Here is a 13733-nt window from a genome sequence, read left to right on the forward strand (position 1 = left end):
TCTCTTTAATTTCTAACTTGACAAAATCTACGCTAAAGACAGCGTAGCAATATTATAGGAAATAAATTCATTTAACAATAGGGAATACCGTTTAAGAACGGTCGTTTGAGGGGTGTGAAACATTTCCTCCGGGATAAAGTCAGTGTTTGTTGATGTTGTAAGGAAAGAGTGGGCTTTGATGGGATTACGTCGTTGGCAATGGTTCTTGGGGACAGTGGGCTGTTTTGGACTCAGTTTTGGGGCACCTAATTTGCTGGTGGGAGATCTGGCAAGCCCACGGGCGATCGCCAATCCCGTAAGTCTTAATACCCAAATTCAAACAAAGGGCAGTCAAATTCGTCTCAATGGTCAAACCCTCCGGGGAGCCTGGGCCCAGTGGTCGGAAAATGGCACTGTGCGCCTGGGGATTGAGTCGATGACCTTAGAAAAAACCCTGGGGATGGAATTGGGCAATGGCCTCGATTTGGGGCAGCAAGCCGTCACCTGGTTTGACAATACCCCCTACCAATTGCCGATCCGCTTTGCGACCCCCTACCGTTATTTGGATGTGACCACTCTAGCCGCAGCGCAGCAATGGCAGGCTCGGCCCAACGGCAATGTCCTGGAACTAACGACCCCCAAGGGGCAAATTTTGAGCGTCCGGCAGGGGCGACAGAGCTGGGGGACGCGCTTAGTAATTGATCTAGACCGGCCCATACTCTGGCAAAAGGTGACCCCCACAAAACTGCGGCTCCAGAGTGATTATGGGGCGACGGCCCAACGGCTCAGGGGACAACTAAGCACCAACGAACTGCCGTTTACCCTCAAAGATAGCAATGGCTTAACGGAACTGGTGTTTAAGGCTGGTACCCCAGAGATCCAGGTCTTTAGTTTGGCGAACCCGCCCCGTTTGGTGGTGGATCTGCGATCGCAACCGGAAAATCAAAATCGGTCTGTGCAATGGCTCCCTGGGGTGCAGTGGCGACAGGAAAATGTTGCGGCCAGTTCTGGGCCTGTGCGGGTGACTTGGCTCGAAATTGACCCCGCCCAACGGCAACTCCAGCTCAAGCCGATCACCCCAGAAAACAACACAATCGTGGGCTTAGCGCCCCTGTTGATCCAATCAGAAACTAATCAGGCGATCGCCGCCATTAATGCGGGCTTTTTTAACCGAAATAACCAGTATCCCCTGGGGATTGTCCAAGGAGACCGAGCTTTGCGTTCGGGGCCGATTCTCAATCGGGGGGCGGTGGCCTGGGACAATACGGGCCGCTGGGAATTTGACCGCCTCAAAGTCGAAACCGATATTATTGCGGGCAATGGTGAACAGGTCAGTGTTGAACTGATTAATAGCGGCTACGTGAAAGCCGGGGCCGCCCTGTATGACCGCGCCTGGGGCAGCCGTTACACCACAGCCGTTGATAATGAAATTGTGGTGACGGTGATGACCTCCGGGGGCCGCGACCAGGTCATTCGCCAAGAAACGGCGGGGAAAGCGGGCCAAAATAGCTATGAAATCCCCCAGGGCGGTTATTTATTAGTGTTTCGTTCCTTTCGCACCGGTGCGGCCAAATTCCCCGTGGGCGTAACCCTAGAACGGCGACCCAGATTTACTCCCAATAGTTTTGCTTCGTTCCCGAATATTGTCGGCGGTGGCCCGCTCCTCCTGAAAAATGGCCAGGTCGTCCTCAATGGTCAGGCAGAACAATTTAGTACGGCCTTTAATATCCAATCGGCTTCCCGTAGTGCGATCGCCAGAACCCGAGACAACAAAATTCTCCTGGTGACTCTCCATGGCGCAGCAGAAGAAACAGCAGGGGCAACCCTCAACGAATGGGCGAATATTCTGCGGCGTATGGGGGCTACGGATGCCTTGAATTTAGATGGAGGCGGATCCTCGGCCCTCGCCATCGGTGCTAATTTAAGCGATCGCCACCCAAGCACCGCCGGACGGGTTAACAACGGCATCGGCTTGTTTTTAGAATAGAACCGACGCACGCTAATCCTCGCCCAAATTACCGATGAATAAACGCCTTGTCCAAGTCATTGTCTTTGTGATGATCGTTCTGTTGCTGGTGCCCCTCCTGGCAACCCCTGCCTTTGGTGCCGATCTCGACCAGGGAACCCAGATTTTTGAGGCCCATTGCGCTGGCTGTCATCTCAACGGTGGCAACATTGTCCGGCGCGGCAAAAATCTCAAAAAACGAGCGATGGAGAAAAATGGCTATACCTCTGTAGAGGCGATCGCCAATCTCGTCACCCAGGGCAAAGGCAACATGTCCGCCTACGGTGACAAACTCAGCCCCGAAGAAATTCAGGCCGTCTCCCAGTACGTTCTCCAGCAATCCCAAACCAACTGGAAATCTTAGAAATCAAAGTAAATGTAAGGAATATTCCCCTCCGGCCCAAAAATCAAAATACCGTAGAAACAGAGGGGAATTAGCGCCACTTTGAGGCCCCAATTTAGTTGGAGTTGCCACTGGCGCTGCACCAGATAAGTTCCCCCCATCCCCAACAAGAGCAAGCCCAACAACACCAAAAAACCAGGTCTTTCCAAACCAAGCCCCTCCAAATAAATTTTTTGGGTAAATTGCAGATCCCCCGGATAACGCCACAGATGCCGCAGAACTAGCACAGCGCGGGGCCCATCGGGTAAGCGAAAGGGAACCCAACTCAAGAACACAAACGCCTGGGTCAAGAGCCATGCCCCAAATATTCCGGGTAGCGACGCCCAAAAACGCTCTAACCACAGCCAGCGCCTCGCACACCACTGCCCTAGTCGATGAATTCCTAGGCCCAAACCATGGAGACAGCCCCAGATGACGTAACCCCAGGCGGCCCCATGCCATAATCCGGCTAAAAACATCACCACAAAAAGATTGGCACAGGTGCGCCCCAAACCCCGCCGGGATCCCCCCAGGGGAAAATACAGATAGTTACGTAGCCAATCCCCTAAGCTGATGTGCCAACGCCGCCAAAATTCTGCCAAACTCGTTGAAAAATAAGGAAAATCAAAATTTTCGGGGAGCTGAAAACCGAGTAATTTCGCACTGCCCAAGGCTAGATCCACATAGCCACTAAAGTCAAAATAAAGCTGGAGACCATAGGCCAAGATAAAAAGCCATAGGTCACCGCTGCCCGCCCGTTCGAGGTTGTTGGCACAGAGTTCCACAAAAACCCCCAGGTTGTCCGCGATGAGGACTTTTTTCACCGCGCCGCTGGCGATGAGCCATAGCCCTTCGACCCCTTCGTCGAGCAGTAAGCCTGCAGTTCTACGACCCTGCCCCGCAAAAATATGAAAGCGCGTAATCGGCCCCGACAGGAGTTTGGGGAAGAACAGTTTGTAACTACCGAATGTCAAGAGAGATTGGGCAGCGGGCGCACCCCGGTATACATCTACCAGGTAGGCAATACATTCAAAGGTAAAAAAGGAAATCCCCAGGGGCGCAATCAGTGTTTCTTGGAAGGCGATCGCCCATTGTTCTAGTCCAGGCAGAGGCCAGAGCCAGGCTAAATTCTCAAGGGTAAAAGGAATATATTTAAACCCAAAAAGCACCGCCAGATTCAGAAAAATCCCCAAGCCCAACCAATACCCAGGCTGCCATTGCCACAACCGAAAAGCTTGCCGTAAAGACTGGGGGCGATCGCCTGCTGGACCTTGGCGAGCAAGAAATTTCCCCCAAAAGAAGTTTAAGGCCGTCAAACCTAGCAGCAATGGTAAAAACTGCGGTTGTAGCAGGCCATAAAACAGGACACTCGCCAGGAGCAGCAACCAGCGTTGCAATGGTGGCCAAAACCGTCCCAAGCCCCAATAGCTCATCACCGTTCCCAGGAGGAAACAGCCATAGCCGAAGGATACCAGCCTCATCAGTTCGTCAGAAAAACATCAGGGTCACCATAGCAGCCCTGTCCCGGAATTAATAGCCCTGTCCCGGATCAAAGGGTTCCACAATTTCTACTTCAACGGCCTTTTCAATTTCTGGTTCCGCCTCAATAATCAAAGGAGCCGATACCGGTTCTAGCTCAGGTAGGGCGATGCGCTGCGGTGCTTTTTCCTTCACGAGGTCTGGCATTGGTTCTGCCTTATCCAGCCAGTATTCTGCCACCGGTAACGTGTGTTCTAGATCTTCTAGCAGTCGCGGAATAATCATCACCGCATGGAGTTCCCCGATCCGTTCCGCTTCATGCATACCCGCATCGATGGCCATCGCCACGTTGGAAACAGTGCCGCGAATAATCGCCGTACAAAGGCCATCCCCAATGGTTTCATAGGATGCCAGTTGTACATCAGCAGACTTTAACATCGCATCGGCAGCCCCCACCATCGCCGGAAAACCACGGGTTTCTAGCAGGCCAATGGAACGATTACTGAGGCGACTATAGCCCCGTTGCTGTTGGGCAATTTCTGCCAAATGACTCCCAATGGGAAAAATGGCCTCGAGGTTTGGCAAAGGTCGGGGAATAACTAATTTAGAAACATATTGATCGAACTGAGCAGCGGTGCGGGCTCCCTCTTCGACGGCGAGACGGACATCCGCTGTTTTCCCCCGAACCACGGCGGTACAATAGCCACCCCCAGTTTTTTCGTAGCCGACAAGGGTGACTGCCGCTGACTTGAGCATCATGTCCGCCGTGCCCACGATCGCCGGGAAGCTTTTAGTAGAAACGAGTCCCAAGGCACAATCCTGAAACGGATGCACATGGCGGGGAGGTTGGCGGAGGGGTTGCCGACGGGCAGGAAAATTCATAGGAACTGGGGGAAGGATCGGTTTAGAACAGTCTCGCTTTATGATTAACTCGCTTTATGATTAAGTTTATCGGGCAAATACTGATTTACCTATCATTTTACGTTATTCCATTTTTGATTCGGCTTTATGATTGGACAACCGCAATCTCCAGAACACAAACTCTCCCCTGAAGAAACGGACGCTTTATTCCGGTCACTGCTCCACAAAGAAGGGACTTGGGTCGAGTGGGGCGTTGGTTGCCAACAACTTCAGCAATCGGGCCACAGCGCCCAGGAAATTTTTGAGCGGACGGGTTTCCAGACAGCGCAGCAAAATATGATCATTGTGGCGGCCCAGGTGTACCAAAGCATCGAAAGCAGTGGTGTCCCGGAGGATCTGCTGGCCTATTGTCGCGGCCCCCGTTCTGATGTGCTGTACGAGCTACGGATCCTCAGTCACAGCCAAAGGGCGATCGCCGCCCAAGTTTGCCAGACCAAAAGCCTTGAATTTGATGGGGCGAAGGAACTGGCCCGGGCGATGCAAGAGTTTGCCCGCTTACCTCAGATTCCTGATGGTTTTACAGAGCACCCTGGGGACGCCGTTGCCTACCAAGCCTGGCGTTCGGCCAAGCAAAAAAAAGATTTACAGGACCGCACCCGCTTGATCGCCAAGGGGTTAAAGTTTGCCCATTCCGCGACAGCCCGACAGAAAATTGAGCAACTCCTCAGTGACCTCACCATCAGCCCCACCAAGGCGGCCCCACTCCTCCCCCTCTACCGTTACGACGAAGATACCAATGTCCCCCTGTTAATTCCGGTGGCGGGATCTTTGCCCCTAGAAAGCGATCGCCTGCTGACAGTACCTCCTCTGAAGCAAGCGTCCCCTTTCAATCTCGTGACAGTTACCGCAGAGACAAGCCTGGTGCCGCTACCCAGTTGGCAAAACGTGCTTACAGCGGGGGATCCAGTGGTGATCTTCCACCAAACCGATCAATTGCCCCAGCCCATTCCCGGCAAGCCAGAGCCTGTTTTGGTTCTACTGGATCGCCAACAAACCACCTGGAATGACAACAGCTACTTTGCGGTGGATGCCGACGGTAAAGTGGCATTGGGTTGGTTTGCCGAAGCACCGATCGCCAAAATTTTAGGCCAAGTCCTCTTGGTGATGCGCCCGAAAAAAATTCTTGATGAGAATAACCTCCGAGAACCCTGGCAAATGGACGATTAGGCCCAAAAAGCGCTACTTTTACCTTAATTTCCATCCATTTAGCGCTGAAATTTTTGTCTGAAAATTCTCTCTAACGGTGTACTAGATAGCATTACTTTTCTAAACGATTGCGTTACAGTATGAGATACAGAGCGTTATTCCTGAGGTGAAAAATGCCGCACTCGACCACTGCCTACACTGAAGCATCCCCAGATCACGCCATTTGGGATAGCCTGAAGCAGGCGATCGCCCGCAGTTCTGGTTTCAAACGCTGGTATGTGAACCACTGCGAAATCCTCGCCCTTGAAAATCTCAGCGTCGATCAGCAAGTCACCATTTACCTCAAGGAAACCCTAGAGACCCTCGCCTATTAAGTGAGTCGGGTGAATATCTCCAAAGAAGCTTGGTGGACAACCGCCAATAAATCTCAAAATTTCATCATTTAGTTCCAGACATCTTTCAAGACCAGGATAGTCAGCGGCGTTTTCCCTTCGGTGTGCGGCTGGCTATTTTTTTGTGGGGCGATCGCTGGCGCGGCTTGGCCTTTTTTACCAAACCTTGCAAGGCCCCGATCTCTGTCGTTGTCAAATAACGCCATTCCCCCGGCCCTAAACCAGTGAGGGTCAATCTAGCTGAGCCTGTGCCCATGGCCACACGGATGAGGCGTAACGTAGGATGGCCCACTGCGGCCGTCATGCGGCGCACCTGGCGATTTCGTCCTTCCGTTAGGGTCAGATCTAGCCAGGCTGTCGGGACATTTTTCCGGAACCGAATCGGGGGATCTCGTGGTGGTACCGTTGGCTCCGAGGTCAAACGATTGGCGATCGCCGGTCGCGTTTTTTTCCCTTGGATCATCACCCCCTGGCGTAGCTGTGCTAAAGCTTGCCCATCCGGGATATTTTCGACCTGTACCCAATAGGTGCGGGGGTGGGCAAACTTCGGTTCACATAGATAATGCTTTAAAGGAGCATCATTGGTCAGTAGCAAAAGCCCTTCACTATCTAGATCTAAACGACCCACAGAGTAAATATCTGGCACCGGGACAAAATCCTTCAACGTTTGCCGCTGTGACCCTTGGGGGCTATTATCAGTAAACTGACAAAGGACGTTATAAGGCTTGTGGAGCAAAACGTATGAGTGCTGCATTAGAACAAGAGATGACTACTAACATCATGCCCGAAGTCACCTCCCAGACACCAGAAAAAATCCAACTTCAGGAAACCCAACCCAGTCCCCTGATCACTACCCCGGCGGCGCTTCCTGAAACAAAAGCAGGTGAAAATCCTCTCCTCGGCTTACTTTTGCTCATGCCCTTTATTTTTCTGATTTTGGTTGCAGCAGTCATCATTGAGCGCCTGATTAAATGGGGTTTACGGAAATTCTTTGCCCCCCAAACTTCTCCTGCCCCTGCGATGTCGTCATCTCCCTTTGCCATATCCCATGGCTGAACCCCATTTTTGTTAAAAACGAAAAGTTTTCATGGAGTAGCTCTCTCTCTTTTTTAAAGATTAGAAAAAGTTTGTTTATGATGTCGCCGTAGCAAGGCTTAAAATTTAAAGCTAAACTATCGAAAAAGGGAATTTTTCATTGCCTTATGGTTTGCGCAAACTAAAAAATAAAACAATTAGCTCTTGACCCTCTGTAATTCCGTAAAAATGCGGAGACTCTCTTTACAAAAGAGATAAAGTAACGGAATACAGTGGGCCTCTGTCGCTTGGGAGTGGGCGGAGACAAAACTGAAAAATATGACTTTTTTTATATAAAATAGGGTTGATATCGACCTAAGGTTCTCACAGTTTTGGTTAAAATCATTCGCCGCAAGTTCGTTGGCCATGCGCCGACCTATGATATTGGACTCAGTCAAGACCATAATTTTTTATTGGGTCAGGGTCTGATTGCGGCTAACTGTTTTAATAAATCCCACTCAACGGCCTATGCCTACGTCACCTACCAGACTGCTTATCTGAAGGCGAACTATCCCGTTGAATACATGACGGCACTGCTCAGTGCCAGCAGTGGCAATAAAGATAAAGTCCGCAAATATCGAGAAAATGCGGAACGGATGGGCATTCCGGTCTTGCCACCGGATATTAACGAGTCAGACCTGGACTTTAAGCCCGTGGGTGAAGGGATCCGTTTTGGTTTGTCAGCAGTCCAAAACCTTGGTGAAAATGCCATTAATGCCATTTTAACGGCACGGGAAGAGGGGCCTTTCTCAAGTTTGTCTGACCTCTGTTCCCGGTTAGATTTGCGGGTTGTGAACCGTCGTGCCCTAGAAACTTTAATTACCTGTGGTGGACTCGATTCGCTCCATGATAATCGCCAGGCAATGCTGAAGGGTCTAGATCTAATGATCGATTGGGCGCAGTTGAAGGCGAAGGAAAAGGCCAGTGGCCAAACGAATTTATTTGAAAGTCTGGGGGATACGGCAACGGCATTTGACGAAGCCCCTATTTTACCAAAAGTGGCTGATTTAACCTTAGAAGAAAAGCTCCGGCAAGAAAAAGAATTGCTGGGATTTTATGTTTCTGAGCATCCTTTAGAAAAGCTGCGGTCAACGATTTCGCCAATTTTATCGCCCATTAGCCTCACGGCGATCGCCAATCACATCAATAAAAAAGTCAGCGCCGTGGCGATCCTGACGGATATGCGCAAGATTTTTACGAAGGCTAATAACGAACCCATGGCCTTTATTCAATTAGAAGATATTTCGGGTCAAGTAGAAGGGATTGTTTTTCCCCGCACCTATCAAAAAGTTGAACAACTCTTGCAGCTTGATAGCCGCGTCATTGTGTGGGGTAAGGTGCAACAAAAAGATGATCGGACGCAATTGATTGTGGACGATCTCGAACCCATTGAAGAGGTACGAATGTTGATGATTCGCCTCTCTCCGAGTGAGCTTCATCATACCCAGAGTCAGCAACGACTGAAGCAAATTTTGTCGCAGCAGGCTGGGGATAAGAAGAAGCGGGGGCGGATCCCGGTGATCGTGATCGTCGGAAGAGGTGGCGATCGCACCTTCATTCGCCTTGGGCAGGACTATTGGGTGGAGGACGATCACCAGGCCCTCTTGGCACTCCGACAAGGGGGCTTCCATGTCTACCGCGAAAACCTGATTCCCCAGGCCCAAGCGAGCTAACAATTACTTCTACTTTTTAAAAGAAACCCATAAAACCCATAAATCCTATGTCTTACACTTACGAATATCCAAAACCGGGCGTTACCGTTGACTGTGTTGTGTTTGGCCTCGACGCCACACACACCCTGAAAATGATGCTGATCCAGCGGGGGGTTGAACCCTTCAAAGGAGAATGGGCCTTGCCGGGAGGCTTTGTGCGCCTTGATGAATCCCTCGAAGAAGCGGCGATGCGTGAACTCCGGGAAGAAACCGGCGTCGAGAAAATCTTTTTAGAGCAGCTCTATACCTTTGGGGCTCCGGATCGGGACCCGCGCGATCGCGTCATTACCGTGGCCTATTATGCGTTGATTAACCTAGAGGATCATCCGATCCATGCCCAAACCGATGCTGATGACGTGGCTTGGTTCTCGCTGGATGAGTTGCCCGATGTCGCTTTTGATCACCAACAAATCATTGATGTGGCGACCCAGCGACTCCAGGGTAAACTCCGCTATGAACCCATCGGCTTTGAGTTGCTGCCGCGCAAATTCACCTTGACCCAACTACAAAAACTCTATGAGCAGATTTTGGGAACCCAACTGGATAAACGGAACTTCCGGCGCAAAATCCTTAAAATGGATCTCTTGATTAAATTAGATGAGCTGCAAACGGGGGTTGCCCACCGAGCGGCGCGTCTCTATTCCTTTGATGAGGCGAAATATCAACGGCTCAAGGAGGCTGGCTTCAATTTTGAACTCTAGGGTGAACTTGGAGTTAGTTCGTCAGCTTTGCACATCAGATTCGCATAATGATTGAAGGCGATCGCCAAAAGTAGATGGAACCCATCGAGGAAAAACGCGATCCGACTCTCTGGTATCGGCTTTACTGTGCAAGTTTAATACTAGGCCAGGTGCTCTGGCGTCTTCTGCAAGGGAAGCTCCGGCGAGACCAGATCACGGAACAAATGCTAACGGCGGGGCCGAAGGCGTTGGTACCTGTGCTTCTGGTCGCTTTTTTTGGGGGGATGATCTTCACGATCCAAACCGCGCGGGAACTCACTACCTTTGGGGCAGAAAGTTTTGTCGGAGGAGCATTTGCGATCGCCTTTTGTCGAGAACTGGCGCCGATTTTGACAGCAAGCATCATTGCGGGTCAGGTGGGTTCGGCCTTTGCAGCAGAATTAGGCTCGATGAAAATCACCGAACAGATCGATGCCCTCTATATGCTCCGGTCTAATCCCATTGATTATCTGGTGATGCCCCGGGTGGTGGCCTGCTGTTTAATGTTGCCGATTTTAACGGTCTTTGCCTTGGTGGTGGGGGTGATCGGGGGGACTGGGGCCGCCTACCAGTTCTATGACCTCGCGCCGATTAATTTTTTAACGTCCGTACAGACTTTTTTGGAACCCCGGGATCTGATTAATATCGGTGTCAAAGGGATTCTGTTTGGGCTGTTGGTGGGGATTATCGGCTGCAGTTGGGGCCTGACGACCATCGGCAGCACACAACAGGTAGGCCGCTCTGCCACCTCGGCGGTGGTAACGACTTGGATCGGCATTTTTATGTTGGATTTCTTTTTATCGCTCTTGTTGTTTCACCAATCCCCTCTAGGTTAAGGGAGTCCGCAAAGATTTACGCAGCCCGAGGTCAGGGGGATATGTTATTTTCCAAGGAGATTCTTTTATTCTGAGTGCTACATGTTACTGAGCGATGATCTGTTGTTGAATTTTAAGCGGTGTGAACGTCGGGCTTTTTTAGACCTGTATGGCGATCGCACTGAGCAGACATCCGAAAAAGATTTTCTCCAAAAATTACGTAAAGAAAACCAACGCCAAATTCAGGAATATCTAGGCCAACGCCCCTACCACGAACCCGAAGCCGACGATTGGGAAACCTGTGCCGCTGAAACAGAAGCACTGATGGCGGCGGGGGTCGAGTGCATTTATCGGGGGGTCTTGCTCTATCACTTTGACCAGTGGCCCGGCACCCCCATTGAACAGTTGACTTTAGTGGGGAAACCTACAGTCCTATTGCGACAACCCGGCCCTTCCCGTTGGGGGAAATGGCATTATCGACCGGTCAGTGTCAAATTAGGCCAAAAACCCAAGCCGGAATATAAGTTGGTGGCGATGTTCCACTCTTTTTTATTGGAAGCGATCCAAGGGCGATCGCCCCGGTTAACCCAACTCATTTTGCGGGCCCGCCGTCCCCACCGCGTTGACGTAGACCTTTGGGCCGACAAACTCCAGGAGACGGTCACCGACTGCATTAACCTTTTATTACCCGAACTAGAGCCGGAAGTGTTTATTTCCCGGCAACGCTGTCACCTCTGCTCTTGGCACAACCATTGCTATGCGATCGCCCAAGCCGATAACCATTTATCCCTTGTACCCGGCGTCACTCCCAACCGCTACGAATCCCTCCAGGGCATCGGCGTCAACACCCTCGAATCCCTCGCCCAAACTTCCCCCAAACACCTGGGCCAACACCTGGGGGCGGATATTGCCATGCAGCTCCAACAACAGGCGCGGGCCATCGTCCACCAAGAAGTCGTCTGGCGCATCAATCGTCCCAACAAAACCCAGCCCATTCCCCAGGGAACCGTCGAACTGTTTTTTGATATCGAGGCAGAACCCGACCGCAATGTCGATTATCTTTTGGGGGTATATCTCGTGGATCAGCAAAACCAACGGGAAAAATTTTACGGTTTTGTGGCAGAAACTTTGGAGGAAGAAGGCAAGATTTGGCAAGAATTTGTGGAGTTTGTCACACAATTTCCCGAAGCACCGATTTTCCATTTTTCCCCCTATGAACGGGACACCCTCAATCGCCTGGGGAAAAAATACGGCACGCCACCCCAGCAACTCCAGAAAATTGTGGGTCGCCTGATGGATATCCACCAATGGGTGACAAAATACCTTGTGTTTCCCGTCGAAAGTTATTCCCTCAAGGCTCTGGCCAATTGCCTTGGCTACCAATGGCGTGAACAGGGGGTCAGCGGCGATCAAACCGTCTGTTGGTATGACCAGTGGTTAGAAACGGGCGATCACCAATTATTAGAGGCCATTGTCCGCTACAACGAAGATGACTGTCGGGCAACCCATCACCTCAAACAATGGATCACCACCTTCCTCGAATCCCAGCAAAAAACTATGGTATTGCGCTGATCCCGTAGGCTACAGTAAACCGCGATAGCGAATAAACATTAAAATCGCCGCCCAGGAACCCAAGGCAACCTTGACCGCCACGATGACATTGAGGATTGTGATCCAACCGCCACTAAATAATGTGCCAAATTCACCATCGGGTAGCTGGAAGCCCATCAGAGACAAAGCTGCGAACAGAAAAAAGATCAGCACCGAAATTTTTTCAAGAATCGCCGCATTCCACTTTTTATAAATGGCATCCATCCACTGGGGTGAAGAGACGATCGCCACCAAGCCAATGGCCGTCCCGCCCGCAACACCAGCGGCAAAACCACCACCAGGGCTGAGGTGTCCCCGAATGGCCAACTCAATCCCAATGAGGGCCGCAATGGTCGCCCCCAACCGCGCGAGGACAATGGAGGGAGAATCAGTAAATTGCTTGACTTCCTTTGAGGGGTGTTCGTCGGCCAGCAAAAAACGCACACCCATGATCGCCAGTGTAAAGACCATCACTTCAAAGCCGGTGTCGTAAAGGCGATTGCGCAAAATAATCCCCGACACGGCATTGGGGACCCCCGCTTCGGCGGCCACCACTTCGGCGATCGTCCCAATCTCCCCTTCCATGGCAAAATTCGGGAAGACGAGCATTTTCACAAATAAAGAAATACCAAACGCAAGGTAGACCCACTTCATGATTGATGATTCTCCATAAGGGATTGCGGCGACGACTGCCCAACGACATCAGGGGCAGGCTGAAGCTCCAGCAGTTGCAGTTCGATCACGTCCGTCAAGGCCGAGGTTTTAAAAATTTCATAGAGGCGTGGCACACGGGTTTTTAGGATCTGGATTTGATCATGGCCATCTACCCGCAAAATACAGTGCACAGCTTTCTGCGCCAGGGCTTGCTCCAGGACTTGGGTATCTTCAAAAACCACTGGTTCCAGGCGTAAATGATATTTGCTGATCACCTGCTTGAGCAGCGGGTTGACTTTTTGGATGAGATTAACCGTATCTGTGCCAGTGGCCAAAACCCCTAAACGCAGACTCATTGAGGAACGCACGGCCACCGCATACAGAGTAATGGACAGCATCGTCCCCACCAATGCTTCGGTTAAGGCCACATCCGCCGCCCCGAACATCGCGTACAGGAGCGCGGCGATCGCCCCCAGGATCCCCCGAATCACCAGCGCATAGTAGGGATTTTTCTGGGCGACCAATAATCCTGCCGTCACCGGTAACAATAAGGCGATCGCCCCCACAAACCAGTCAAAATTAGATCCGCTCATCACCACCTCCACGACTCGAACAATAGGCCAACACATACCCCAGCACCGTATTCCAAATCGCTAGGGCAATAATTGCCAAAATCAGCAGGGGCCATTCCCGGGGAATTTTTAGCAGTAGCCCCGCCATAATCGCCATCGACCCCAAGGTGTCAGAGACCGACAAAGTATGTAATTTAAACAGTACAGAACGATTACCCAGCAGGGGAGCAGTGCCCCAAAACCAGAAAATCACCCCCACAATGATGCAGCCGTAGCTGAGGATATTGATCAAA

The 13733-nt window shown here is 51.2% G+C and carries 15 protein-coding genes; 9 read left to right on the plus strand and 6 right to left on the minus strand.

Features of this window, described 5'->3' with window-relative positions:
* Positions 1-178 precede the first annotated feature (178 nt).
* Positions 179-1966, plus strand: coding sequence for a phosphodiester glycosidase family protein (locus AWQ21_RS12570; RefSeq protein ID WP_065714836.1), 1788 nt, complete (start codon positions 179-181; stop codon positions 1964-1966).
* Positions 1967-2000: 34 nt separating this feature from the next.
* A complete protein-coding gene (locus AWQ21_RS12575) occupies positions 2001-2348 on the plus strand; it encodes a c-type cytochrome (protein ID WP_065714837.1) in 348 nt (115 codons plus the stop codon).
* On the opposite strand, the gene AWQ21_RS12580 is transcribed toward AWQ21_RS12575, so the two are convergent.
* A complete protein-coding gene (locus AWQ21_RS12580; RefSeq protein ID WP_065714838.1) occupies positions 2345-3847 on the minus strand; it encodes an MBOAT family protein in 1503 nt (500 codons plus the stop codon). The genes AWQ21_RS12575 and AWQ21_RS12580 overlap by 4 nt on opposite strands.
* A gap of 49 nt (positions 3848-3896) precedes the next feature.
* On the minus strand, positions 3897-4727 hold the full coding sequence (locus AWQ21_RS12585; protein WP_157094764.1) for a BMC domain-containing protein: 831 nt from the start codon (positions 4725-4727) through the stop codon (positions 3897-3899).
* A 126-nt stretch (positions 4728-4853) separates the two neighbouring features.
* Here AWQ21_RS12585 and AWQ21_RS12590 point away from each other — a divergent pair, with 126 nt between their 5' ends.
* Positions 4854-5933: a RuBisCO accumulation factor 1 gene (locus AWQ21_RS12590; RefSeq protein ID WP_065714839.1), complete on the plus strand. Its 1080-nt coding sequence runs from the start codon at positions 4854-4856 to the stop codon at positions 5931-5933.
* A gap of 152 nt (positions 5934-6085) precedes the next feature.
* Positions 6086-6286, plus strand: coding sequence for a hypothetical protein (locus tag AWQ21_RS12595; protein WP_065714840.1), 201 nt, complete (start codon positions 6086-6088; stop codon positions 6284-6286).
* Positions 6287-6386: 100 nt separating this feature from the next.
* Here the strand turns inward: AWQ21_RS12595 and AWQ21_RS12600 are convergent, their stop codons facing one another.
* A complete protein-coding gene (locus AWQ21_RS12600; protein WP_065714841.1) occupies positions 6387-7058 on the minus strand; it encodes a pseudouridine synthase in 672 nt (223 codons plus the stop codon).
* Here AWQ21_RS12600 and AWQ21_RS12605 point away from each other — a divergent pair.
* The 5 genes from AWQ21_RS12605 to AWQ21_RS12625 all read left to right on the plus strand — a co-directional run bounded on the left by AWQ21_RS12605 (position 7046) and on the right by AWQ21_RS12625 (position 12196).
* Complete coding sequence (locus AWQ21_RS12605) at positions 7046-7360, plus strand: hypothetical protein (RefSeq protein ID WP_065714842.1); 315 nt, start codon at positions 7046-7048, stop codon at positions 7358-7360. The genes AWQ21_RS12600 and AWQ21_RS12605 overlap by 13 nt on opposite strands.
* A gap of 350 nt (positions 7361-7710) precedes the next feature.
* Positions 7711-9051: an OB-fold nucleic acid binding domain-containing protein gene (locus tag AWQ21_RS12610; protein ID WP_065714843.1), complete on the plus strand. Its 1341-nt coding sequence runs from the start codon at positions 7711-7713 to the stop codon at positions 9049-9051.
* A gap of 47 nt (positions 9052-9098) precedes the next feature.
* On the plus strand, positions 9099-9791 hold the full coding sequence (locus AWQ21_RS12615) for an NrtR DNA-binding winged helix domain-containing protein (protein WP_065714844.1): 693 nt from the start codon (positions 9099-9101) through the stop codon (positions 9789-9791).
* A 74-nt stretch (positions 9792-9865) separates the two neighbouring features.
* Positions 9866-10645 (plus strand): ABC transporter permease, encoded by a 780-nt coding sequence (locus AWQ21_RS12620; protein ID WP_065714845.1) that lies wholly within the window; start codon positions 9866-9868, stop codon positions 10643-10645.
* An 81-nt stretch (positions 10646-10726) separates the two neighbouring features.
* The gene (locus tag AWQ21_RS12625; protein ID WP_065714846.1) at positions 10727-12196 is read left to right on the plus strand and encodes a TM0106 family RecB-like putative nuclease; all 1470 of its coding nucleotides are present in this window, start codon (positions 10727-10729) and stop codon (positions 12194-12196) included.
* A gap of 9 nt (positions 12197-12205) precedes the next feature.
* On the opposite strand, the gene AWQ21_RS12630 is transcribed toward AWQ21_RS12625, so the two are convergent.
* The 3 genes from AWQ21_RS12630 to AWQ21_RS12640 are packed head-to-tail and all read right to left on the minus strand — an operon-like array spanning position 12206 to position 13732.
* Complete coding sequence (locus AWQ21_RS12630) at positions 12206-12868, minus strand: Na(+)/H(+) antiporter subunit B (protein WP_065714847.1); 663 nt, start codon at positions 12866-12868, stop codon at positions 12206-12208.
* On the minus strand, positions 12865-13461 hold the full coding sequence (locus AWQ21_RS12635; RefSeq protein ID WP_065714848.1) for a DUF4040 domain-containing protein: 597 nt from the start codon (positions 13459-13461) through the stop codon (positions 12865-12867). Before AWQ21_RS12635 ends, AWQ21_RS12630 begins: the two co-directional genes overlap by 4 nt.
* A complete protein-coding gene (locus AWQ21_RS12640; protein WP_041443973.1) occupies positions 13448-13732 on the minus strand; it encodes a monovalent cation/H(+) antiporter subunit G in 285 nt (94 codons plus the stop codon). Before AWQ21_RS12640 ends, AWQ21_RS12635 begins: the two co-directional genes overlap by 14 nt.
* Between the last annotated feature and the right edge of the window lies 1 nt (position 13733).

This window comes from Picosynechococcus sp. PCC 7003 (genome assembly GCF_001693255.1).
Lineage (GTDB): Bacteria > Cyanobacteriota > Cyanobacteriia > Cyanobacteriales > MRBY01 > MRBY01.